The following is a 23,606-nucleotide window of genomic DNA, read 5'->3' as shown; positions in this document are numbered from 1 at the left end:
CTGCGCGATGAAACTGGCGATCAAGCTGCGCACGCGCCTGTTCCTGAGCATTTCTGCGTTGATCACCGTGGCCTTGCTCGGGCTCTTGCTCGGGCTGGTCAGCGTGATGCAGATGGCCGGGTCGCAGGAAGCGCTGGTGCGCAGCAATTTTGTCACCCTGGATCTGGGCCTCAAGCTGCGCCAGACCCTCGGTGATCAATTGATCATCATGCTCGCCGAAAAACCGGATCCCGTTGCGTTCGAAGCGTCCAAACAGCACTACTTCGAGTTGCTCGACCAAGGCATCGCCCAGCAGCCGGAGGGCGATGACCAGCCTTACGGTTTCCGCCAGGCCAAGGCCGACTACCTGAACTTCCTCGCCTCATTCGACGTGACTGCCGAAGCGGCGAAGAACGCCAGCACCAGCGCGGATTTCCGCGAGCGCTTCAATATCCTCCGTAACGGTTTGATCGCTGAGCACAAACACGCACTGGAAACCATCAATGCCGTCCAGCACGCTGCCCGCGAACGCGCGTTGCTGATTGCCGGGCTGCTTGGCCTGGTCGGGCTGGCGGTGCTGATCATCGGTTTCGTCACCGCCCAAGGCATCGCCCGACGTTTCGGCGCACCGATCGAAGCGCTGGCCAAGGCTGCCGACAACATCGGGCAGGGCAACTATGACGTGACCCTGCCGATTTCCACGGCCATGGAAGTCAATCTGCTGTCACGGCGCTTCGGCCTGATGGCCGAGGCGCTGCGCGAACACCAGGCGATGAATGTCGACGAACTGTTGGCCGGTCAGCAGCGCTTGCAAGCGGTGCTCGACAGCATCGACGACGGCTTGCTGATGATCGACCGCCAAGGCCAGCTCGAACACCTCAACCCGGTGGCTCAGCGCCAGTTGGGCTGGGAAGACGACCGGCTCGGCCAAGGCTTGGGCACCGCACTCGGGCGCCCGGAGCTGGATGCGCAACTGCAATTGGTCCTGCGCGGCGGCACGCTGGAGCGCGCGCCGGAAGATCTGAGTATCGAAGTCGATGGTGAATCGCGCCTTCTGACTTATAGCCTGACGCCGGTCAGTCATACCCAGGGGCATATTCTCGGCGCGGTGATGGTGCTGCACGATGTCACCGAGCAACGCGCGTTCGAGCGCGTGCGCAGTGAGTTTGTCTTGCGCGCTTCCCACGAGCTGCGCACGCCGGTGACGGGCATGCACATGGCCTTCGGGCTGTTTCGCGAGCGGGCCAAGTTCCCGGCGGAATCGCGCGAAGCTGACCTGCTGGATACGGTCAACGAAGAAATGCAGCGCCTGATGCAGTTGATCAACGACTTGCTCAACTTCTCGCGCTACCAGAACGGCCTACAGAAACTCACTCTGGCGCCATGTTCCATTGAAGACTTGCTGGAGCAGGCGCAACTGCGCTTTGCCGACGTGGCTGCGGCCAAAGGTGTTGCGCTGAACGTCGAGATTCAAGGCCCGCTGCCGAGGCTGCAGGCTGACCAGGCGCAACTTGATCGCGTCCTCGACAACCTGATCGACAACGCCCTGCGGCACACCGCCCGCGACGGGCAGATCCGTCTGCAGGCGCGCCGCCATGGCGAGCGGGTGATCATCAGCGTCGAAGACAACGGCGAAGGCATTGCCTACGGCCAGCAGGGGCGGATTTTCGAGCCGTTCGTGCAGGTCGGGCGCAAGAAGGGTGGCGCCGGGCTCGGCCTGGCACTGTGCAAGGAAATCGTCCAGTTGCACGGCGGACGCATGGGCGTTTATTCGCGGCCGGGGCAGGGCACCCAGTTCTACATGGCGCTGGCCGTCTAGGCTTCGTCGTCCATACGCCGCGCGGCAAGGCGCCTGCCGCGGGTGATCAGTTCGATGAATTGCACAGCGCTCAGTGCGTGGGCGAACAGCCAGCCCTGACCGAACTTGACTCCCTCACTGCTGAGCAGTGCGGCTTGGGATTCCAGCTCAATGCCTTCGGCAATCACTTTCAGATCCAGCGCCTGCGCCATGTGAATGATGTGCGGAGCGACGCCGCTGCTCGCCGCGTCATGGCCCAGCGCATCGATGAACGCCTTGTCGATTTTCAAACAGTCCACCGGCAAGGTCTGCAGATAGGCGAGGCTGCAATAGCCGGTGCCGAAATCATCGATCAGCACCTGATGGCCGACGTCGCGCAAGGCTTGCAGGTTTTCCCGCGCCACCACCACATCAATCAGGCCGCGCTCGGTGACTTCGAAGGCTATCTGCCGCGCGGCGACGCGGTGCAACGCGAGCAGCCGCGCCATGACCTGGCCGATGCGCGGCACCATGACATCGCAGGCCGCGAGGTTCACCGAGATATACAGCTGCGGATTGGCGCGCAGTAACTGACCCAGCTGTTCGAGCAGACGCTGCAAGACGAAGTCGGTCATCTGCCGGATCTGCCCGGTGTTCTCCGCCATGGGAATGAACAGGTCGGGGCTTGTCAGCGTGCCGTCCGGGCGCCGCCAGCGCAGCAGCGCTTCGGCGCCGACGCAGTTGCGGCTGTCGAGATCGAAGATCGGCTGATACAGCACCTGCAACTCGCCCCGGCGGATCGCCCCGTGCAGCTCGGCATCCAGCGACTGGCGCTGACGCACCAGTAGCAAGGTCAGAAAGCCGACAACGGCCCCGGCGATCAGGCACACCGGCAACAGCCACCACCACACAGCCGGGACGTGCATGCCGGTGCGCGGTGTAATCAGTACCAGCTGATATTCCGGGTTGTTGGTGGGCATGCGGTAGATCAGCCGCGTATGTGTGACTTGCAGTGCATCGCTACTCTTGGGGGGCCAGGGTTCGGTCGGCGGCCAGACTTGCGCCGTACCGAGTACCGGGATCGCGCGAGTACCGTGATCGAGCACCACCAACAGGCTGCTGCCGGGCGACAGGTCGACCATGTCGGTCAAATGTCCGCGAGAGGTGGCGACCCGAAAATTGCCGCGCCCGAGCATCAGTGCCGCGCGGTTTTCATCGGGTTCGGTGGTGGTGTTCAGCCAATAGCTGTAGGTCGGGCCCTGAATGTCCGGCGCCCGCACCAACGACAGACCTTCCTGGCGCGGACGGTTGGAGCAGAACCGCGAGGCGTCCATGTACGCGGCTTCATAGACGAAGCGGTAGTTGAAGGTGACTTGCTGCAGGGTCGCGATCATTTCTTCGTCGCAGCCGCGCAAGGGCTGGGCTTCAAGGTCGTCGAGACTTTCGCGCAACTGGCCGAACAATTGTTCGAGGCGCGCGAGGAAACGCTCGCCCTGGGCGTTCATTTCCTGGCTCTCGCGCATTTCCATCTGGCGCATCGCCACGAACATACCGCCGGCGATCAACAGGCTGGCGCTGAGGACAGCCGCGATCATCGCCAAAAAAACAGGGCGATAAAACCAGCTACGCAGCGTCTCTCGGGTCGCAGCCATCAGGGATTTTCCGAAGAATTACCATGAGTTATAGCTGCTGATTGCGATTTCGCCCTGACCGTCGGGCGGGCGTCATTATTTTGTCTGATTGAGGACCAAAAGAAGTGCCGCAGTTTGTGCATCCGGTGTGCCGTCGAAGCGGGCAGGGCGGTAATGCATCTGGAACGCGGCGAGGACGTGGCGCGTGGCGACGTCCAGCTCGCCGGTCTGCGGCGTGTCGTAACCCAGGCGCGCGAGTTGCGCCTGGAACCAGCCGATTTCCGGCAATGGGCTGGTATCGAATACAGCCTGCTGCCGCGCCACCGCTTGCTCGTTCGGCCATAGGCCAAGGCCTTCGGCGGCGAGACGTTTCCACGGGAACAGTGGCCCCGGATCAAGCTTGCGCAACGGCGCGATGTCGCTGTGACCGATGATGTGCCGCGGGCTGATGCCGTTGCGTTTGCTAATGTCCTTGAGCAGGGTGATCAACGATTCGATCTGCGCTTCGCTGTACGGATACCACAGGCGCCCCGTCGGGGTGTCCTTGTAGCCGGGATTGACGATTTCGATGCCGATGGAACTGGAGTTGAGCCAGGTGCGGCCCTGCCACTGACTTTCGCCGGCGTGCCAGGCGCGCTGGTTTTCGTCCATCAGCTTGTACACGGTGGCGCTCTTGTCATCGCCGATCAGGTAATGGCTACTGACGTCGCCATGGGTCAGCAATTGCAGCGAACGCTCCAGCGACGCCGAGGTGTAATGCACCACAACGAACTGGATGCGGCTGTCGTAATTGGCCGAAGGATGGCTGGTGTCATAGCGCGGGCCGCTGGCGCAACCAGCGAGGACGAGCAGCGAGGCAACAAGGGCAAGGAATTTCATGGCAGAGGACGATACGCTGAAAACGATAATGCAACAGTGTAACGTACGGATTTGCTCAGAGTCCGCCAGCGGGCGGATTTAAACAAAATGGAACAATTGCCTTAACCTAGCTCGACTCGGTTGCGCCCGGCGTTTTTTGCTCGGTACAGCGCCTGATCGGCTCTTTTCAGCACCAGATCGCTGTGTTCTCCCACCCGGAACGCGGCCAGCCCCATGGAAATGGTGATGGTCACTCGCTCGCCCTTGAAGTGAAACGGGCAGGCTTCGATCGCCGCGCGCAGGGTTTCCAGCAGTTTCGCGCCCACCGCTGGTGGCGTCGCGGGCAGCAACAGCACGAACTCTTCACCGCCGAAACGGGCGATGAAATCCGAGCCGCGCAGGCGTTTGCGCAATACCGTGGCGATGATCTTCAGCACTTTGTCGCCGGCCAGATGGCCATAGCTGTCGTTGATCCGCTTGAAGTGATCGAGGTCGAGCATGGCCAGGCTGAGGGTGTTGCCGTGCTGCTGCCATTGCTGGATTTCATGCTCGAGGCGTTCACTCCACGCCGCGCGGTTAGGCAGGCCGGTCAACGGATCGATCAGGGCTTTCTGCCGCTGTTCCTCAAGGTGTTCGCGGAAACCCAAGGCTTCCTGCTCCATATGCGCGACCCGCTCCGACAGGCTCTTCAACCTGGCGGCGACTTCCTGCTCGCGGGCGTCGCGCTGCTTCTGGTGCTGGTCCATCGTTCCCAGCAGGCCTTCCAGGTGATTCTCCAGCACATGCTTGAGGTCATCGAGGTCGGCTGCTTGCTGGACGCTGCTCTGCAAGCCGTCGACCTGCTCGCGAATCTGCGTGTCCATGGCCCGCGCCGCCGAGCTGTTGTCGGCATGCCCTTCGCTGGCCGCTTGCAGGTTGCTCTGGAACGCTTCGAGACGTTCGTTGAGTTGCTGCAGATAGGCTTCGAATTCGTGCTGACCGCTATCGGTAATCGCCAGCATCAAGGTTGCGAGATCGTCGAGGATCGGTAGTAGTTCGTACCAGTTGAGCCCGTGTTTGAGCCGTTCGCGCATTGCCTCGGCTTGCGGCCGGTGGCGCTCGGGCAAGGTCAGGTCGTCGAGCAGGCCGATCAGCGTGTCTTCGATATGTCGGGCCACGGAGCTGTAGGACGGCTCTGGAGAATCCGGCAGGGCGAAGAGGATGTCGTGCTCCGACTGCTCCGGGTCGATGGCGGCCAAGGCCTGAGCGATCGGCTCGGGCAAGGGCAGGCTGTCGAGGAGCAGCGGCGACGGATCGCCGGGGTGGATCAGTTCGTCGGGGTTGAGTGCTTCGGTTGCTTGCGCAGCGACGGTTATCTCGGTGTCAGCGGCTGGCTCAACCTGCGTTGGCTCGGCTTCAACGGCGACCACAGGCGCAGCGAACGCAACGACTTGCGGCTCATCAGGCGGCGTCTGGACAGGCGCCTCGATGACGGTCTCGGGCGCTGCGATCGCTGGCTCAGCGTGGGCCGCCGGTGCCGATTGCGCAGGCTCCGGTTCAGATTGTCGGGCTTCGACCGGCTGCGGCACTGGTGTCGCAGGTATGTCGGCCGCCGGTGCAGCGGCTTCCTCACCGTCACGGCTGCCAAACAAACGCTGCAACAGCCCCGGCCGGCCAGGCTCGGCTGGCGTTTCCAACTGACTCAAGGCCTTGCCCTGCAAGCCACTGAGTTCGCTCAACAGCAGCGGCATTTCCCGTGCCTGACCGACGCGGCTGTCCAGTTGCTTGGCGAATTTCTTCAGCGGTTGCGCGACTTCGCGCGGCAATGGCAAAGCCTGCAACTGGGTGACCAGCGCGGTGAGCGCGGTGCTGACCTGATCGATGCGCGTTTCACGGCGCTGCTCGGAGTCGAGCACGGCTTTTTCCAGACGCGGCAGCAGGGCGGCGAGGCCGGCGTCCATGTCATCGGTACGCACGACTTCGCGCATTTCTTTCATGCACTGATCGACAGCCTTGTCGGTGCCTTCGGCCGCCAGCGTGCTGCGCACCAGACCGCGTCGCAGCAGGTCGAGTCGCGCGGCCCAGCGGCGTTCGAGCTTGTCCTGCTGTTCGATGCTCTTGAGGTACTTCTCTTTCCAGCGCTGGGCGTCGTCGCTCATTCACAGGTTCCGCGAGGGGCAGGGCTCAACGCGGGCAATGCGTCGGCCGTGAGCGAACCCGGCAGACGAATTTCCACCGCGACCGGCAGGTGATCGGAAATGGGCTGGGCCAGCACCTCGACCTTTTCCAGGGTCAGGGTCGGGCTGAGCAGAATATGATCAAGGCAACGCTGTGGGCGCCAGCTGGGGAAGGTCGCTTCCACCTGCGGGGCCAGCAGGCCGAGATCGCGTAACGGCGAGTGTTCGAGCAGGTCGCTGGCATGGGTATTCATGTCGCCCATCAGCACCTGATGCTTGTAACCGCTGATCAAATCACGAATGTAGGCCAGTTGCAGGCTGCGCGTCCGCGCGCCGAGGGCTAGGTGCATCATCACCACCACCAGTGCCTCCGGACCTTCGCCGAAACGCAGCAGGATCGCGCCGCGACCTTTCGGGCCGGGCAGCGGGTGATCCTCGATCGCCCACGGCTTCAGGCGACTGAGCACGCCATTGCTGTGCTGGGCCAGTCGACCGAGGTTGCGATTGAGTTGTTGATACCAGTAGGGAAAGGCGCCGAGGTGGGCCAGATGTTCGACCTGATTGACGTAGCCCGAGCGCAGGCTGCCGCCATCGGCTTCCTGCAGCGCGACCAGATCGAAGTCGCCGAGCAGGTCACCGATCTTTTGCAGATTGCCGGAACGCCCGGTGTGCGGCAGCAGATGCTGCCAGCTGCGGGTCAGGTAATGCCGATAGCGCTCAGTGCTGATGCCGACCTGAATATTGAAGCTGAGCAAGCGCAGACGCTGGTCTGCGGGCAGGCCCGTAGACGCCAGATGATGCTCGTTGACCCGCGGATCATGCAGGCCAACGATGCGTTCGGACTTCCAGCGGCGCATGGCGAATGCCGCGCTTAGTTGGCAGCAGCCTTATTAGCCGCTCGCTCTTTGGCGACCAGATCGTCAGCCAGCTTCAATGCTTGCTCGGCACCACCGGCAGAGCCGATGTCGAAGCGGTATTTACCGTTGACGATCATGGTTGGCACGCCAGTGATTTCGTACTTCTTCGCCAGCTCACGGGCCTTGACGATCTGGCCTTTGATAGCGAACGAGTCGAAGGTGGCGAGGAACTTGTCCTTGTCCACGCCTTGAGTGGCGAGGAAGTCAGCCATGTCGTTCTTGTCGGTGAGCTTCTTGTGTTCTTTCTGGATCGCGTTGAACACGGCGTTGTGCACCTGGTGCTCGACACCCATGGCTTCCAGAGTCAGGAACATCTGGCCGTGAGCGTCCCATGGGCCGCCGAACATGGCGGGAATGCGCACGAAGTTGACGTCGGACGGCAGTTTTTCAACCCATGGATTGATCACTGGCTCAAAAGCGTAGCAATGCGGGCAGCCGTACCAGAACAGCTCGACCACTTCGATCTTGCCAGGCTTTGCCACCGGCACCGGATTGGCCAGTTCGACGTAAGGGGCGGCAGGGGCTTCAGCGGCCTGGGCGGTGACGCCGAACAGGCTGGCAGCGACGAGGGCGGCGCTGATGATCAGATTACGCATGCTTTACTCCTGAACAATTTGGGTCGCCTCGCTCGACCTGTTGCGACACAGATCCTGGCGGGCATGAGTGCTGTAGTGTAACGGCAGCGGCCACAAAAAAGGGCGGCCAAAGCCACCCTTTTTATACTTGCTGCGAAGGATTAATCGAGCGTTAACGTGGCCGGCGTTACGCGCCTCATGCAACACTCGAATCAGGGCCTCAGTGCAGGCCTTGTATGTAGCTGGAAACCGCAGCGATGTCTTCGTCGCTCAGCTTGCGTGCGATGGTGCGCATGGTCATTGCGTCGCCGTCGTTGGCGCGACCGTCGGCTTCCTTGCGGAAATCGGTCAGCTGCTTGGCAATGTATTGAGCGTGCTGGCCACCCAGGTGCGGGAAGCCTGCGGCGGCATTGCCGGCGCCGTTCGGCGAATGGCAGCCGGTGCAGGCTGGCAGACCTTTTTCCAGGTTGCCGCCACGGAACAGCGCTTCACCGCGAGCGACGATCTTCGGATCGGCGGCGCCGACGCTGCCTTTCTGGCTGGCGAAGTACGCAGCGATGTCGGCCAGATCCTGATCGTTCAGGTTGGTCAGCAGCCCGGTCATTTCCAGCACCACGCGCTTGCCCGACTTGATGTCGTGCAATTGCTTGTCGAGGTAGCGTTCACCTTGACCTGCCAGTTTCGGAAAGTTTGGCGCCATGCTGTTGCCGTCCGGGCCGTGACAGGCTCCGCACACGGCAGCTTTGGCCTGGCCTGCTGCGGCATCGCCGGCAGCATGGGCGACACCTGAAATTCCCACGGTCAACAGCAGACTCACGATCAATTTGTTCATCAGCTAATCCAACTACGGCTAAGGGTTAAGTTATGGACCGGGCTTACTCTCGCTCATCCACAGGATGATGGCCTGGTAATCCTCGGCACTGCAGTCCATGCACAAACCACGCGGCGGCATCGCCTTGAAACCCTGGGTCACGTGTTGCACCAGCGTCCCCATACCTTTCGCCAACCTCGGCGTCCAAGCTTCCTGATCGCCTCTTGCGGGCGCCATGGGTAGTTGGCCGGAATGACAGGCACCACAAACACGGTTGTACACAGCTTCCGGATCCTGTGTAGCCTGTGCGCTGTAAAGCGGCATCAAGACTCCGGCAGCCAGCAGCCATTTCGTCATAAAACGACCTTTTCAGGGTTGAGAGCGTTCTGCGTTCTAATGCGCAATCAAAGTCTGTCGCTCTCGTGAACTTCATCCTTCGCTGGGACAAAGCACACACAAAATCTGCGGCATTATATACTGGCGTCACTGAAACGGAAGCGACACCGCGTTCCGCGCCCAATCCCGGCGCCGCCCACATCGGAAATCCCATGCAACTCAAGAATCCCATCCTCGGCCTGTGCCAACAGTCCACGTTCATGCTCAGTGCCGCCAAAGTCGATCAATGCCCAGACGACGAAGGCTTCGAAGTGGCGTTTGCCGGTCGTTCCAACGCTGGCAAATCCAGCGCGCTGAACACCCTGACCCACGCCAGCCTGGCGCGCACCTCGAAAACTCCGGGTCGCACACAGCTGTTGAACTTCTTCAAGCTAGACGATGATCGCCGTCTGGTCGACCTGCCGGGCTACGGTTATGCAAAAGTACCGATCCCGCTCAAGCAACACTGGCAGCGCCACCTCGAGGCTTACCTCGGTGGTCGGGAGAGTTTGAAAGGTCTGATTCTGATGATGGACATCCGCCATCCGATGACCGACTTCGACCTGCTGATGCTCGACTGGGCCGTCGCCGCCGGCATGCCGATGCACATCCTGCTGACCAAGGCCGACAAGCTCACCTACGGCGCAGCCAAGAACACCCTGCTGAAAGTACAGTCGGAAATCCGCAAAGGCTGGGGCGACTCGATCACCATCCAACTGTTCTCCGCACCAAAACGCATGGGCCTGGAAGAGGCCTACACTGTGCTGGCCGACTGGATGGAACTGGCAGACAAAGGCGCCGAGGCCGCTGCCGAGTAAATTCAGAATGGGGAAAAATTGGTTGTAGTGTGGCCAGGCAAGGCAAAGTAGCGCTAAAAAGCGGAGTTTAGGGGACCTAAATGAGCATTTTTAGCGATGCTTTTAACGCAGCATGGCCGCGCTACAGCCGATTTTTTGGAAAAAAAAGCCCCGGATTTCATTGGGGAGGGAGAAATTCCGGGGTTCAAGTTCCGAACCGCTAGGGCGGGGTTCAGATATCTGCCAACACTTAACACAACATAGGAGCATCGAAGGGCTTCACCAGCCATTCAGTACCTCTGAGTGTTCGATCGACAGATTAGTTCAGATTTTTTTCAAAAAGCTTTGGAATAGCCTCAAGCGCCTTTCGATCTAAGCCGGATTCCCGGCAGTTGCCGCGACGGTAGGTCGCGGCGACGGTTGCGCAACAATGACTCAGTGCGCCTCATCCCAGTTGTTGCCCACGCCAACTTCCACCAGCAGCGGCACATCCAGTTTCGCCGCTTCGCTCATGTGCGTACGAATTTCGGCGCTGACCTGCTCGACCAGATCCTCGCGAACCTCCAGCACCAGTTCGTCGTGCACTTGCAGGATGACCCGCGCGTCCAGACCCGACGTCGCCAGCCAATGATCCACAGCCACCATGGCTTTCTTGATGATGTCCGCTGCCGTGCCCTGCATCGGCGCGTTGATCGCCGTACGTTCAGCAGCAGCGCGTTCCTGCGGCTTGTTCGAGTTGATCTCCGGCAAGTACAGGCGACGACCGAAGAAAGTTTCGACGTAACCCTGATCCGCCGCTTGCGCGCGGGTACGCTCCATGTATTCGCGCACGCCTGGATAACGGGCGAAGTAGGTGTCGATGTAAGCCTTGGCGGTCTTGGTGTCGACGCCGATGTCCTTGCCGAGCTTCTGCGCGCCCATGCCGTAGATCAGGCCGAAGTTGATCGCCTTGGCGCTGCGGCGCTGGTCGGAGGTCACTTGATCAAGCTCGACCTTGAATACTTCGGCAGCGGTTGCAGTGTGCACGTCGAGATTGTTGCGGAAGGCGTTCATCAGACCTTCATCGCGGGACAGGTGCGCCATGATCCGCAGTTCGATCTGCGAATAGTCTGCCGCCAGCAGTTTGTAGCCTTTGGGTGCGACGAACGCCTGACGAATGCGTCGGCCTTCGGCAGTGCGCACCGGAATGTTCTGCAGGTTCGGATCACTGGAGGACAGGCGCCCGGTCGAAGCCACAGCCTGGTGATACGAGGTGTGGATGCGCCCGGTGCGCGGGTTGATCTGCTCCGGCAGGCGATCGGTGTAGGTGCTTTTCAACTTGCTCATCGAGCGGTGCTCCATCAGCACCTTCGGCAAGCGGTGATCGTCTTCGGCGAGTTTCGCCAGCACTTCTTCAGCGGTGGACGGCTGGCCTTTGGCGGTTTTCTTCAGCACCGGCAGGCCGAGCTTTTCATAAAGAATCACGCCCAGCTGCTTCGGCGAGCCGAGGTTGAATTCTTCCCCGGCGATTTCGAAGGCTTCACGCTCCAGCGCGACCATTTTGTTGCCCAGTTCGATGCTCTGAATGCCCAGCAACTCGGCATCGACAAACGCACCCTGGCGTTCGATGCGCGCCAGCACTGGCACCAGCGGGATCTCAATGTCGGTCAGCACGCTGGCCAGGCTCGGAATCGCGCTGAGCTTGTCGAACAGGGTCTGGTGCAGGCGCAGGGTGATGTCGGCGTCTTCGGCGGCGTACGGCCCGGCCTGTTCCAGGGCGATCTGGTCGAAGGTCAGCTGCTTGGCACCTTTGCCGGCGATGTCCTGGAAGCTCACCGTGGTGTGGTCGAGATACTTTTGCGCGAGGCTGTCCATGTCGTGACGGGTTGCGGTGGAGTTGAGTACGTAGGACTCGAGCATGGTGTCGAAGGCGATGCCGCGCACGCTGATGCCTTCACTCTGATCGCCGCCGATGGCGCAGTTGGCCAGAATGTTCATGTCGAACTTGGCGTGCTGGCCAACCTTGAGTTTGCTCGGATCTTCCAGAATCGGCTTGAGTGCGCGCAGCACGCTGTCGCGATCCAGCTGCTCAGGCACGCCGATGTAGGAGTGGGTCAGCGGGATGTACGCAGCTTCGTTGGCCTGCACCGCAAACGACAGACCGACCAGTTGCGCTCGCTGCGCGTCGATGCCGGTGGTTTCGGTGTCGAAGGCGATCAGTTTGGCGTTGCGCAATTTTTCCAGCCAGACGTCGAAGCGGGCCTGATCGAGGATGGTTTCGTACGCGGCCTCGGCAGGGGCAGCAGGTGCCTCGGCTTGCGGGGCGCTGAACAGATCATGGGCGGGCGCAGGTTCGGCAGCCGCGCTCAGTTCCTGACGCTTGGCATCGCGATCCAGATCATTGAGCCAGCTCTTGAATTCCAGCAGGGTGTACAGCTCGTAGAGTTTGGCCGGATCCTCCTGGCCCATCTGCAGATCATCGAGGCCGATATCCAGTGGCACGTCGACCTTGATGGTCGCCAGTTGATAGGACAGGAAAGCCATCTCCCGGTGCTCTTCGAGCTTGGCCGGCAAGGTTTTTGCGCCACGGATCGGCAGGGTCGGCACGATGTCGAGGTTGGCGTACAGCTCGGTCAGACCGCCGTTGACGCCGACCAGCAGGCCGGACGCCGTCTTCGGGCCGATGCCCGGCACACCCGGAATGTTGTCGGAGGAATCGCCCATCAGCGCCAGATAATCGATGATCTGCTCCGGTGCGACGCCAAATTTCTCCTTAACGCCCTCCACATCCATCGAGCTACCGGACATGGTGTTGACCAAGGTAATGTGGCCGTCGACCAGTTGCGCCATGTCCTTGTCGCCGGTGGAAATGATCACCGGGCGATCTGCTGCCGCACTGCTGCGGGCGAGGGTGCCGATCACGTCGTCGGCTTCGACGCCGTCCACGCACAGCAGCGGGAAGCCGAGGGCGATCACGCTCTGGTGCAGCGGCTCGATCTGCACGCGCATGTCATCGGGCATGCTTGGCCGGTTGGCCTTGTATTCGGCGTACATCTCATCGCGAAATGTCCCGCCCTTGGCGTCGAAAACTACGGCGAAGGGGCTGTCCGGGTACTGCTTGCGCAGACTCTTGAGCATGTTCAGCACGCCTTTGACCGCACCGGTCGGCAGGCCTTTGGACGTGGTCAGTGGTGGCAGTGCATGAAAGGCGCGGTACAGGTAAGACGAACCGTCCACCAGGACGAGGGGGGCTTGGCTCATGAGCAGGATCAACCTTTTCGGCGGGTCCGGGGCTAGAATAGCGGGACCGTTGACGACAAAGGGACAAGGTTATCATGCGTACGTTAAATCGCTTGCTGCTGGTCGGGTTGATCGCTGTCTCACCACTGGCCGCGATGGCGGCGGATGATGCGCCGGGCGGCGACCCCGAGGTCACTATCCGCACGGAGGGCGACAAGACCATTCAGGAGTACCGCCAGAACGGTTTCCTCTATGCGATCAAAGTCACGCCAAAGGGCGCGCCGCCGTACTTTCTGGTGCGCGCCGACGGGACGGATGCCAATTTCATCCGTTCGGATCAGCCGGATATGCTGATCCCGTCATGGAAGATATTCGAATGGAAGTAGGTTTTTAATTCACTCGGCGCCGCCGCTGCGGCGCCCGTACTGGCAGTTAAGACATGTCTGTGTTCACTCCCCTGGCTCGGCCCGAGCTGGAAACCTTTCTCGCCCCTTACGGGCTCGGCCGCCTGCTTGATTTCCAGGGGATCGCCGCCGGCAGCGAAAACACCAATTTCTTCATCAGTCTGGAGCAGGGCGAGTTTGTCCTGACCCTGGTTGAGCGCGGCCCGGTGCAAGAGATGCCGTTCTTCATCGACCTGCTCGACGTGCTGCACGAAGCCGAACTGCCGGTGCCTTACGCCCTGCGCACCACCGACGGCTTGGCCCTGCGTGAGCTCAAAGGCAAACCGGCGCTGCTGCAACCGCGCCTGTCGGGCAAGCACATCAAGGTCGCCAACGCCCAGCATTGCGCGCAGGTCGGCGAGTTGCAGGCGCATCTGCACCTGGCGACTCAGGGCGAACGCATGATCAAGCGCAAGACCGATCGTGGTCTGGACTGGATGCTGGAGGAGGGCACTGAATTTCTCTCGCACCTGAGCGATGAGCCGCGTGCCTTGCTGCAAAAGGCGCTGGATGAGATCACCGAGCGCAAAGACAAGATCCTCGCGCTGCCTCGGGCGAACATTCACGCCGACTTGTTCCGCGACAACGCCATGTTCGAAGGCACCCACCTGACCGGGCTGATCGACTTCTACAACGCCTGCTCGGGGCCGATGCTGTACGACGTGGCGATTGCCTTGAATGACTGGTGTTCGGACGACGAGGGCGTGATCGATGGCCCGCGCGCCCGAGCATTCCTCGGTGCCTACGCGGCGCTGCGTCCGTTCACGGCGGCGGAAGCCGAATTGTGGCCAACGATGCTGCGTGTGGCCTGTGTGCGGTTCTGGCTGTCACGCTTGATCGCCGCCGAGCAGTTCGCCGGGCAGGATGTGTTGATTCACGATCCGCGGGAGTTCGAGCAGCGCCTGGCGCAGCGGCAGAAGGTCAATACACCGTTGCCGTTCGCCCTCTGAGTAGATTCGCCAAGCAAACATGAACCTGTGGGAGCGAGCCTGCTCGCGAAGGCGGCGGCCCGTTCAGCATTTTTGCTGACTGACCCACCGCTTTCGCGAGCAGGCTCGCTCCCACAGGGTTTGTGTTGTTACATCGATTCCAGGCACCCGGCCAGATCATTGCCGAGTTTTTCCAGCACCTGCTCATAACCCTGAGCCGTCGCCGGCGTATAACCACCCAAGGCATCCAGCTCGGCCAGTTTCACTGGCAAACCGGCCACCAGTGTTTCCGCCAGGCGCGGACGCAATGGCGGTTCGCTGAACACACAGGTCTTGCCTACTTCCTGCAAGCGCTTGCGCATCGCCGCCACATGCTGGGCGCCGGGCTGTACTTCGGCGGCCACCGCGAACACGCCCGCGTGCTTCAGGCCGTAAGCGTCTTCGAAATAATCGAACGCCTCATGAAACACGAAGTACGGCTTGCCTTCGACATTGGCCAGACGCTTCTTCAAGCGCTGGTCCAGCGCATCCAGACGTTCATCGAAGGCTTTGGCATTGCTCTGATAGCGCTGGGCATTGGCCGGGTCGGCGGCGCTGAGGTCGGCGGCCATTTTGTCGGCGATCACCCGCGCGTTGGCCGGTGACAACCACAGGTGTGCGTCCAGCGAGCCGGGGCGATGGTCGTGATCATGCTCGTCGGCTTCTTCGGCATGGGAATGGTTGTCCGCGCCGAAATGCCTCAGCTTCAGGCCCGGCAGATCCTGCACGGCGACGCTCGGCAGGCTGCGACCGCCGAGTACGCGCGGCAGGAAACCTTCCATGTCCGGGCCGATCCAGTAGAGCAGATCGACCGACTGCACCTTCCGTACGTCGGATGGGCGCAGGGCGTAATTGTGTGGGGAGGCACCCGGCGGCAGCAGCACCTCGGGAATCGCCACGCCGTCCTGCACGGCAGCGGCAATCAGCTGCAACGGTTTAATGCTGGTGAGCACTTTGACCTCGGCCTGAGCCGTACCGATCAGCAGAAAACTGGCAACAAAAGCCACAAAAACAGAAAAAAGTCGGGACACGATGACCACTCAAGGAAGCGAGAACGGGTAACATAATAACGTCTCCAGCAAATCTCGTCGCCGCTCATGCCTATTACCCCGATTGCCAGCCGTCCCCACGACCACTCCCATTGCGTGCACAGCGCTTTGTCCGAGGCCGATACCTTGTGCGCGCAGAAAGGTTTGCGTCTGACCGCCCTGCGCCGCCGTGTGCTGGAACTGGTCTGGCAGAGCCACAAGCCGCTGGGTGCCTACGACATCCTCGCGGTGCTCAGCGAGCAGGACGGCCGCCGCGCCGCGCCGCCTACCGTGTACCGCGCACTGGATTTCCTGCTGGAAAACGGCCTGGTCCATCGCATCTCGTCGCTCAACGCCTTCGTTGGCTGCGTGCATCCTGAACACGCGCATCAGGGCCAGTTCCTGATCTGCCGCGAGTGCCACGCCGCCATCGAACTTGAGCAAAAAGTGATCAGCGACGCGATCATCAGCAGCGCCAAAGACGTCGGTTTTATCGTCGAAGCGCAGACGGTCGAAGTGGTTGGTCTGTGCGCCGGTTGCCAGGGGGCCTGATGAGCAACGCGCTGATCCGTCTGGAGCAGGTCGCCGTCACGTTTGCCGGGCAGACCGTGCTGGACAACATCGAGCTGAGCGTCGAGCCGGGGCAGATCGTCACCCTGATCGGCCCCAACGGCGCCGGCAAGACCACGCTGGTACGCGCCGTGCTCGGGCTGTTGAAGCCGAACAGTGGCAGCGTCTGGCGCAAACCGAAACTGCGCGTCGGCTACATGCCGCAGAAACTGCATGTCGACCCGACCCTGCCGCTGTCAGTGCTGCGCTTCCTGCGCCTGGTGCCCGGCGTCGATCGTTCGCGTGCCCTGGCCGCGTTGAAGGAAGTCGGTGCCGAACACGTGATCGACCGCCCGGTGCAGAGCGTTTCCGGCGGCGAAATGCAGCGCGTGCTGCTGGCTCGGGCACTGCTGCGTGAGCCTGAGCTGCTGGTGCTCGATGAGCCGGTGCAGGGCGTCGACGTGGCCGGGCAGGCCGAGCTGTACAGCCTGATCACCCGGCTGCGCGACCGCCACGGTTGCGGCGTGCTGATGGTGTCCCACGATTTGCATCTGGTGATGAGCACCACCGATCAGGTGGTCTGCCTCAACCGCCACGTCTGCTGCTCCGGGCACCCCGAGCAGGTCAGCGGCGACCCGGCATTTGTCGAGCTGTTCGGCAAGAACGCGCCGAGTCTGGCGATCTATCACCACCATCACGACCACGCCCACGACCTGCACGGTTCGGTGGTCAAAGGCCCGCTCGGCGGGCAACCTCATGTTCATGGAGACGGCTGCAAGCATGGCTGATTTTCTTTTGTATGCCCTGCTTGCAGGTCTGGCCCTGGCGCTGGTGGCCGGACCGCTCGGCTCGTTTGTGGTGTGGCGGCGCATGGCCTATTTCGGCGATACGCTGTCCCACGCTGCGTTGCTCGGCGTGGCGCTGGGCTTTCTGCTGGACGTCAGCCCGACGGTGGCGGTGACGGTCGGTTGCCTGCTGCTGGCGGTGTTGCTGGTGACTCTGCAACAGCGTCAGCCATTGGCATCCGACACACTGCTGGGAATTCTTGCACCGAGCACGCTCTCTCTCGGCCTGGTGGTACTAAGCTTCATGCATGAAGTGCGGATCGACCTGATGGCCTATCTGTTTGGCGACTTGCTGGCGATCAGTCCGAGCGATCTTGCGTGGATTCTCGGCGGCACTGCGGCGGTGCTGGTGTTGCTGGTGACGCTGTGGCGGCCGTTGCTGGCGGTCACCGTGCACGAAGAACTGGCGCGGGTCGAAGGCCTGCCGGTTGCGGGTTTACGCTTGGCGCTGATGCTGTTGATCGCGGTGGTGATCGCCGTGGCGATGAAAATCGTCGGAGTGCTGCTGATCACTTCGCTGCTGATCATCCCGGCGGCTGCGGCACAGCGTCACGCCCGTTCGCCGGAGCAGATGGCGCTGGGGGCGAGCCTGCTGGGCATGCTCGCGGTGTGCGGCGGGCTGGCGTTGTCGTGGTTCAAGGACACCCCGGCGGGCCCGTCGATCGTGGTGGCGGCAGCCGCGCTGTTTCTGTTGAGTTGTGTTCTGCCCCGTCGTGGGGTGTAGACTTGGCCGCTTTTTGCGCAATTAGAGAGTCGCAGGAATGAAGCCGTTCGCCTCCCGTTATCTGCTCCTTGTCGCATTTTCAGTGCTGCTGGGCGCCTGCCAAAGCACGCCGCCGGTGGCTGAAGTCCCCGATGCGCGGGCTACGGCCATCGCACAGCTGGAGCAAAGCCTGGCCAGCAGCGAACTGGCCACCGCCGAAGACCAGTTGGCCGCGTTGCAGGCCGCAACCCCCAATGATCAATCCCTTGAACAGTACCAGCGGCAACTGGCCGAGGCGTACCTGCGCCGCAGCCAGATCGTCCTGCAGAAAGGCGATGTCAACGCTGCCGCCACCGCGCTCAGCCGCGCCCGTGCTCTGATGCCCAAGGCGCCAGCGCTGACCGGCGGCGTCAACGGCGCGATCACCGAAGCGCGCAAGGCCGAGCTGGAAAAGGCTGAGGCCGCACTGCTGGCTGCCGAAGCCAGGCCGAAAGCCAAGGTCATCGACCCGACCGCCGAGAGCACCACAGTTGCGTTGAACATCGGTGATATTCACAAGCTGCAACGACAACTCGATGCGATCGCCGCCGATGTGGTGAATTACGAATGTGCCGTCAGCATTCAGGCGCCGCGCACCGCAGATTATCCTTGGCTGGCGACCTTGCTGAGCAAGCGAGTCAAGAGGCTCGATCCTGATTTTGATTTGCAGATCGAGAAGCAGATCTTGCGCACAGTGCCGGCGCAGATGGTTTTAAGCCCGCGTAAACCATAAAAAGATCGCAGCCTCCGGCAGCTCCTACATGGGATTGAGTACATCCTGTAGGAGCTGCCGAAGGCTGCGATCTTTTGCTTTTACGCTGGAATCGCCTTGGCCTTAGGCTCCCGCGCCCACACCCGATGCTCGCCAATCGCGGCGAAGAACGGTTTGGTCAACGCCCCGACATCCGCGCCCTGCAACAACCCCGCATCCGCGTCGAGCTTCAGCAAGTCCTGCAACTGCTTGGCCTCGCCGTGCAGCGCGATCGCCTTCAGGTGCTTGTAGGCCTCCAGCAGATAATGCAGCGCCACGCCGTCACCGCTCAACGCGGTAATCGACGCCGCGCCGCCCGGTACGAACACCGCATCGAACGCGATTGAAGGCATACCTTCCATCGACGCATCCACTGGCAACGCCTTGCCGTCAGCTGTCTTGACTGGCGCCGAGGTCGGGCCGAGCAGTTTCGCGTGGGCGCCCTCGGCTTCCAGCGCTTTCTTCATCGCATCGATGGCCGCAGCATCAACGCCGTTGGCAGCAAGGATTGCCACTTTGCGCGTTTTGATATTGCCTGGCAGCAGGTTGGCCTGGCTCAGCGCTGGCGATTGCTCCAGCGAGGTCTTGCGCACTTCGACCGTGCCTTTGGCTGGCGCCGGCAAGCCGAGGTTTTCCGCCACGCGTTTGGCCAGGGTCAGGTCGATATTGGCGAGGATCTCGTTCACTTCACGGGCACGGATGAACTCACGCTCGACCTTGCCCAGCTCGAAGCTGTAGGCAGCGATGATGTGCTCTTTCTCATGGTCGCTCATGCTGTTGAAGAACAAGCGGGCCTGGGAGAAGTGATCGCTGAACGACTCGCTGCGCTGACGGATCTTCGCTGCGTCGATGCGCTCCGGGTAGCTCTCGAAACCACCGTCCTGTGCCGCCGGCGGGGTTTCTTTCGGCCAGCCGCCGTCGATCGAGTTCGGCTCGTACGAGGCACGACCCTTGTCGATGGTGGTGCGGTGTTGCGCATCACGCTGGCCGTTGTGGAACGGCGCCACCGGACGGTTGATCGGCAGCTCATGAAAGTTCGGCCCGCCGAGTCGGCTGATCTGCGTGTCGGTGTAGGAAAACAGCCGACCTTGCAGCAGCGGGTCGTTGGAGAAGTCGATACCCGGCACGATGTGGCCAGGGCAGAAAGCGACCTGCTCGGTTTCCGCGAAGAAGTTGTCCGGGTTGCGGTTCAGGGTCATTTTGCCCAGCGGCGTAATCGGGACAATTTCTTCGGGGATGATCTTGGTCGGGTCGAGGATGTCGAAATCAAAGTCGTGTTCGTTCTCTTCTTCGACGATCTGTACGCCCAGTTCCCACTCCGGGTAGTCGCCCATCTCGATCGCTTCCCACAGGTCGCGACGATGGTAGTCGGTGTCTTTACCGGCGAGCTTCTGCGCCTCGTCCCACACCAGCGAGCAGGTGCCGGCGGTAGGGCGCCAGTGGAATTTGACGAAGCGTGATTTGCCCTCGGCGTTGATCAGGCGGAAGGTGTGTACGCCGAAGCCCTGCATGCTGCGCAGGCTTTTCGGGATGGCCCGGTCGGACATCGCCCAGATGACCATGTGCGCCGATTCCGGCACCAGCGAGACGAAATCCCAGAACGTATCGTGAGCCGAGCCGCCGGTGGGGATTTCGTTGTGCGGCTCGGGCTTCACCGCGTGGACGAAGTCCGGGAACTTGATCGCGTCCTGAATGAAGAACACCGGCATGTTGTTGCCGACCAAATCGAAGTTGCCTTCATCGGTAAAGAATTTCACCGCAAAGCCGCGCACGTCACGCACGGTATCGCCGGAACCCCGTGGCCCCTGCACCGTGGAAAAGCGCACGAATACTGGGGTTTTCTTGCCCGGATCCTGTAGGAAGCCGGCCTTGGTCAGCGCTGCATGGTTCTCGTAGGTCTGAAAGAAACCGTGGGCGCCGGTACCACGCGCATGGACGATACGCTCCGGAATGCGCTCATGGTCAAAGTGCGTGATCTTTTCACGCATGATGAAGTCTTCCAGCAGCGAAGGCCCGCGCGGCCCGGCTTTGAGGGTGTTCTGGTTGTCGGCGATCTTCACGCCCTGATTGGTGCGCAGTGCCTGACCGGTGGCGTCGGAACGGAATTCTTCCAGGCTGTCGAGCTTGGCATTGGTGTTGGCGCGATCCGGGGTATCGGTTCCGGCCATCTCGCTTTTAGCAGGTGCAGGCTTTTTGATGCTCATCAGACGTAAACTCCTCGTTTGGCCCCGGATGCCTTCCGCAGACCCTTGAGTGATTCCCGGGCACGGCACCCAGGGTTTCAAGTCGCTTACTTAGTGACTGATGAGCGTTTCAGCCGTTCCGTTTATCTGACCTTTGATCGCGTTATTGCCAAATTGAAGGTTAATTGCGAAATAAATGCTAAGAACCTCTATACGGACAGGCTAAAATGCGCGCCCGGCTAACCGCTGATCCTTTTCCAACGCGCCCCACAAGGTTCGCTACGTGATCGAGTTTCAAAACGTCCACAAGACTTACCGCGTCGCCGGTAAGGATATTCCCGCGCTGCACCCGACCAGTCTCGCCATCGAGAACGGCCAGGTGTTCGGCCTGATTGGCCATTCCGGTGCGGGCAAAAGTACCCTGCTGCGTCTGATCAATCGCCTGGAAGATTCCAGTGGCGGCAAGATCATCGTCGACGGCGAAGAAGTCACCGCACTGGATGCCAACGGCCTGCGCCGTTTCCGCCAGCAGGTCGGGATGATCTTCCAGCACTTCAACCTGCTCGCCTCCAAGACTGTCGCCGATAACGTGGCCTTGCCACTGACCCTGGCCGGTGAGCTGTCGAGCAGTGAAATCAATCAACGGGTGGCCGAGCTGCTGGCGCGGGTCGGTCTGTCCGACCACGCGAAAAAGTACCCGGCGCAACTGTCCGGCGGTCAGAAGCAACGCGTCGGCATTGCCCGTGCGCTGGCGACCAAGCCGAAGATTCTGCTGTGCGACGAGGCCACCAGCGCCCTCGACCCGCAGACCACCGCATCGGTCCTGCAATTGCTGGCGGAAATCAATCGCGAATTGAAACTGACCATCGTCCTGATCACCCACGAGATGGACGTGATCCGGCGCGTCTGCGATCAGGTCGCGGTGATGGACGCCGGCGTGATCGTCGAGCAGGGTCCCGTGGCCGATGTGTTCCTGCATCCGCAGCACCCGACCACCAAGCGTTTCGTCCAGGAAAGCGAGCAGATCGACGAGAGCGAGCAGCGTGACGATTTCGCCCACGTGCCGGGGCGCATTGTGCGTCTGACCTTTCAGGGCGAGGCGACCTACGCGCCGTTGCTCGGCACCGTCGCCCGGGAAACCGGCGTCGACTACAGCATCCTCGCCGGTCGCATCGACCGCATCAAAGATATTCCTTACGGGCAACTGACCCTCGCTGTCACCGGTGGCGACATGGAAGCGGCGTTTGCCCGCTTCACCGCCGCTGACGTTCACATGGAGGTGTTGCGCTAATGGCTGACCTGATGAGTTTCTTCGCCAATATCGACTGGTACGAAATCTGGCTGGCGACTGGCGACACCATGCTGATGCTTGGCGGTTCGCTGTTGTTCACCGTGCTGCTCGGCCTGCCGCTGGGCGTGCTGCTGTTTCTCTGCAGCCCGCGCCAATTGCTGGAAAACCGTGGCCTCTACGCGGTGCTGTCGCTGGTGGTGAACATCTTGCGTTCGCTGCCGTTCATCATTCTGCTGATCGTGATGATCCCGTTCACCGTGCTGATCACCGGCACCTCGCTGGGTGTGGCCGGGGCGATCCCGCCGCTGGTGGTCGGTGCTACGCCGTTCTTCGCGCGTCTGGTGGAAACCGCGCTGCGCGAAGTCGATCGCGGCATTATCGAAGCGACCCAGTCGATGGGCGCGACCACGCGGCAGATCATCATGAACGCCTTGCTGCCGGAAGCCCGTCCGGGCATCTTCGCAGCGATTACGGTGACAGCGATTACACTGGTGTCCTACACGGCGATGGCCGGCGTGGTCGGCGCCGGTGGTCTGGGCGACCTGGCGATCCGTTTCGGCTACCAGCGTTTCCAGACCGACGTGATGATCGTCACCGTGGTGCTGCTGTTGATTCTGGTGCAAGTGCTGCAAATGGTTGGCGACCGCCTGGTCGTGCACTTCTCGCGCAAATAAGCGGTTTTTTAATCAAGAGGCGCGGGCCATTCGCTGGCGGGCGCCCTCACAAGGAGTTAGCTGAATGAAAAAACTGATCGCTGCTTTCGCCGCTGTCGCGGCGTTTTCGGCCCACGCCGAGACCCTGACCGTCGCCGCCACCCCGGTGCCGCATGCGGAAATCCTCGAGTTCGTCAAACCGGCCCTGGCCAAGGAAGGCGTGGATCTGAAGGTGAAGGTCTTCACCGACTACATTCAGCCGAACGTACAGGTCGCGGAAAAGCGTCTGGACGCCAACTTCTTTCAGCACCAGCCGTACCTCGATGAGTTCAACAAGGCCAAGGGCACCAGCCTCGTCGCCGTGACCGGCGTGCACCTGGAGCCGCTGGGTGCTTATTCGAGCAAGCTCAAGGATCTGAAAGACCTGCCCGGTGGTGCCAACGTGGTGATCCCGAACGACGCCACCAACGGCGGCCGTGCGCTGTTGCTGCTGGCCAAGGCCGGCGTGATCACTTTGAAGGACCCGACCAACATTCTGTCGACCCTCAAAGACATCGAGCAAAACCCGAAAGACCTGAAATTCCGTGAACTGGAAGCCGCGACCATCCCGCGGGTGCTGACCCAGGTCGATCTGGCGTTGATCAACACCAACTACGCGCTGGAAGCCAAGCTTGATCCGTCCAAGGATGCACTGGTGATCGAAGGCAACGACTCGCCGTACGTGAACATCCTCGTGTCCCGCGCGGACAACAAGGACAGCGACGCGATGAAGAAACTGGCGGCTGCGCTGCACAGCCCGGAAGTGAAGCAGTTCATTACCGAGAAGTACAAAGGCGCGGTGTTGCCGGCGTTCTGATTAAGGTTGCTGCAATGAAAAAAGGGGACGCCATGAGCGTCCCCTTTTTTGTGTCTGGTGTTTGGCTGTGGACCTGCGGTGAAGCTTCCCCTCACCCCAGCCCTCTCCCGAGGGAGAGGGGGCCGACCTTCAAGCTTTTCGAGCCTGAGTTCGACTCACAATTGCAGGTCGGCGCAATTCGAATAAACACCTCGGTCAGTCC

21 protein-coding genes are annotated in these 23,606 nt (G+C 61.5%); 11 read left to right on the top strand and 10 right to left on the bottom strand.

The features are described from left to right. Positions 1-7 precede the first annotated feature (7 nt). Positions 8-1,798: an ATP-binding protein gene (locus tag KVG85_RS20005; protein ID WP_071173949.1), complete on the top strand. Its 1,791-nt coding sequence runs from the start codon at positions 8-10 to the stop codon at positions 1,796-1,798. Here KVG85_RS20005 and KVG85_RS20000 read toward each other — a convergent pair. The 7 genes from KVG85_RS20000 to KVG85_RS19970 all read right to left on the bottom strand — a co-directional run bounded on the left by KVG85_RS20000 (position 1,795) and on the right by KVG85_RS19970 (position 9,061). After that, positions 1,795-3,408, bottom strand: coding sequence for an EAL domain-containing protein (locus KVG85_RS20000; RefSeq protein WP_217864756.1), 1,614 nt, complete (start codon positions 3,406-3,408; stop codon positions 1,795-1,797). The two genes, KVG85_RS20005 and KVG85_RS20000, sit on opposite strands and share 4 nt — an antisense overlap. A gap of 75 nt (positions 3,409-3,483) precedes the next feature. After that, positions 3,484-4,266, bottom strand: coding sequence for an N-acetylmuramoyl-L-alanine amidase (locus tag KVG85_RS19995; RefSeq protein ID WP_217864755.1), 783 nt, complete (start codon positions 4,264-4,266; stop codon positions 3,484-3,486). Positions 4,267-4,367: 101 nt separating this feature from the next. Then, on the bottom strand, positions 4,368-6,383 hold the full coding sequence (locus tag KVG85_RS19990) for a GGDEF domain-containing protein (protein ID WP_217864754.1): 2,016 nt from the start codon (positions 6,381-6,383) through the stop codon (positions 4,368-4,370). Next, on the bottom strand, positions 6,380-7,258 hold the full coding sequence (locus tag KVG85_RS19985; RefSeq protein ID WP_133335424.1) for an endonuclease/exonuclease/phosphatase family protein: 879 nt from the start codon (positions 7,256-7,258) through the stop codon (positions 6,380-6,382). Before KVG85_RS19985 ends, KVG85_RS19990 begins: the two co-directional genes overlap by 4 nt. Positions 7,259-7,272: 14 nt before the next feature. Next, complete coding sequence (locus KVG85_RS19980) at positions 7,273-7,914, bottom strand: thiol:disulfide interchange protein DsbA/DsbL (RefSeq protein ID WP_016772349.1); 642 nt, start codon at positions 7,912-7,914, stop codon at positions 7,273-7,275. A gap of 199 nt (positions 7,915-8,113) precedes the next feature. Further along, positions 8,114-8,725, bottom strand: coding sequence for a c-type cytochrome (locus KVG85_RS19975; protein WP_217864753.1), 612 nt, complete (start codon positions 8,723-8,725; stop codon positions 8,114-8,116). Between the two features lie 30 nt (positions 8,726-8,755). Then, complete coding sequence (locus KVG85_RS19970; protein ID WP_016772347.1) at positions 8,756-9,061, bottom strand: c-type cytochrome; 306 nt, start codon at positions 9,059-9,061, stop codon at positions 8,756-8,758. Between the two features lie 191 nt (positions 9,062-9,252). On the opposite strand from KVG85_RS19970, the gene yihA reads away from it, so the two are divergent. After that, on the top strand, positions 9,253-9,897 hold the full coding sequence (gene yihA / locus KVG85_RS19965) for a ribosome biogenesis GTP-binding protein YihA/YsxC (protein WP_039757139.1): 645 nt from the start codon (positions 9,253-9,255) through the stop codon (positions 9,895-9,897). A gap of 414 nt (positions 9,898-10,311) precedes the next feature. On the opposite strand, the gene polA is transcribed toward yihA, so the two are convergent. Further along, a complete protein-coding gene (polA, locus tag KVG85_RS19960; protein WP_217864752.1) occupies positions 10,312-13,116 on the bottom strand; it encodes a DNA polymerase I in 2,805 nt (934 codons plus the stop codon). A gap of 74 nt (positions 13,117-13,190) precedes the next feature. Here polA and KVG85_RS19955 point away from each other — a divergent pair, with 74 nt between their 5' ends. Together KVG85_RS19955 and KVG85_RS19950 are read left to right on the top strand one after the other, a co-directional pair. Further along, positions 13,191-13,481: a DUF2782 domain-containing protein gene (locus KVG85_RS19955; protein ID WP_039757137.1), complete on the top strand. Its 291-nt coding sequence runs from the start codon at positions 13,191-13,193 to the stop codon at positions 13,479-13,481. A gap of 53 nt (positions 13,482-13,534) precedes the next feature. After that, complete coding sequence (locus tag KVG85_RS19950) at positions 13,535-14,488, top strand: homoserine kinase (RefSeq protein WP_217864751.1); 954 nt, start codon at positions 13,535-13,537, stop codon at positions 14,486-14,488. A 128-nt stretch (positions 14,489-14,616) separates the two neighbouring features. On the opposite strand, the gene KVG85_RS19945 is transcribed toward KVG85_RS19950, so the two are convergent. Next, positions 14,617-15,537: a zinc ABC transporter substrate-binding protein gene (locus tag KVG85_RS19945; RefSeq protein ID WP_217864750.1), complete on the bottom strand. Its 921-nt coding sequence runs from the start codon at positions 15,535-15,537 to the stop codon at positions 14,617-14,619. A 66-nt stretch (positions 15,538-15,603) separates the two neighbouring features. Between KVG85_RS19945 and KVG85_RS19940 the strand changes: the two genes are divergently transcribed. From KVG85_RS19940 to KVG85_RS19925, 4 genes are read left to right on the top strand one after another with little or no spacing between them, the layout of a single operon-like run. After that, entirely contained in the window at positions 15,604-16,086 is a 483-nt protein-coding gene (locus KVG85_RS19940; RefSeq protein ID WP_024014990.1) for a Fur family transcriptional regulator, read from the top strand. Further along, positions 16,086-16,871, top strand: coding sequence for a zinc ABC transporter ATP-binding protein ZnuC (gene znuC, locus KVG85_RS19935; protein ID WP_217864749.1), 786 nt, complete (start codon positions 16,086-16,088; stop codon positions 16,869-16,871). The genes KVG85_RS19940 and znuC overlap by 1 nt, the downstream gene beginning before the upstream one ends. Then, positions 16,864-17,652, top strand: a complete 789-nt coding sequence (gene znuB / locus KVG85_RS19930) for a zinc ABC transporter permease subunit ZnuB (RefSeq protein ID WP_217864748.1) — start codon at positions 16,864-16,866, stop codon at positions 17,650-17,652. Before znuC ends, znuB begins: the two co-directional genes overlap by 8 nt. A gap of 37 nt (positions 17,653-17,689) precedes the next feature. Further along, positions 17,690-18,403 carry a PA5502 family lipoprotein gene (locus KVG85_RS19925; protein ID WP_217864747.1) on the top strand — a complete coding sequence of 238 codons (714 nt, stop codon included), beginning with the start codon at positions 17,690-17,692 and terminating at the stop codon, positions 18,401-18,403. 80 nt (positions 18,404-18,483) lie between these two features. On the opposite strand, the gene katE is transcribed toward KVG85_RS19925, so the two are convergent. Beyond that, the gene (gene katE, locus KVG85_RS19920; RefSeq protein ID WP_041476476.1) at positions 18,484-20,625 is read right to left on the bottom strand and encodes a catalase HPII; all 2,142 of its coding nucleotides are present in this window, start codon (positions 20,623-20,625) and stop codon (positions 18,484-18,486) included. A gap of 262 nt (positions 20,626-20,887) precedes the next feature. On the opposite strand from katE, the gene KVG85_RS19915 reads away from it, so the two are divergent. The 3 genes from KVG85_RS19915 (at position 20,888) to KVG85_RS19905 (ending at position 23,404) form a co-directional block, all read left to right on the top strand. After that, on the top strand, positions 20,888-21,895 hold the full coding sequence (locus tag KVG85_RS19915) for a methionine ABC transporter ATP-binding protein (RefSeq protein ID WP_016772338.1): 1,008 nt from the start codon (positions 20,888-20,890) through the stop codon (positions 21,893-21,895). Then, on the top strand, positions 21,895-22,569 hold the full coding sequence (locus tag KVG85_RS19910) for a methionine ABC transporter permease (RefSeq protein WP_016772337.1): 675 nt from the start codon (positions 21,895-21,897) through the stop codon (positions 22,567-22,569). Before KVG85_RS19915 ends, KVG85_RS19910 begins: the two co-directional genes overlap by 1 nt. Before the next feature lie 64 nt (positions 22,570-22,633). Next, on the top strand, positions 22,634-23,404 hold the full coding sequence (locus KVG85_RS19905; protein WP_151551964.1) for a MetQ/NlpA family ABC transporter substrate-binding protein: 771 nt from the start codon (positions 22,634-22,636) through the stop codon (positions 23,402-23,404). Positions 23,405-23,606 lie beyond the last annotated feature (202 nt).

Source organism: Pseudomonas triticicola (genome assembly GCF_019145375.1).
GTDB lineage: Bacteria > Pseudomonadota > Gammaproteobacteria > Pseudomonadales > Pseudomonadaceae > Aquipseudomonas > Aquipseudomonas triticicola.
Note: the sequence above shows the minus strand (reverse complement) of the source record. Positions and strands in the feature narration are given on the sequence as shown.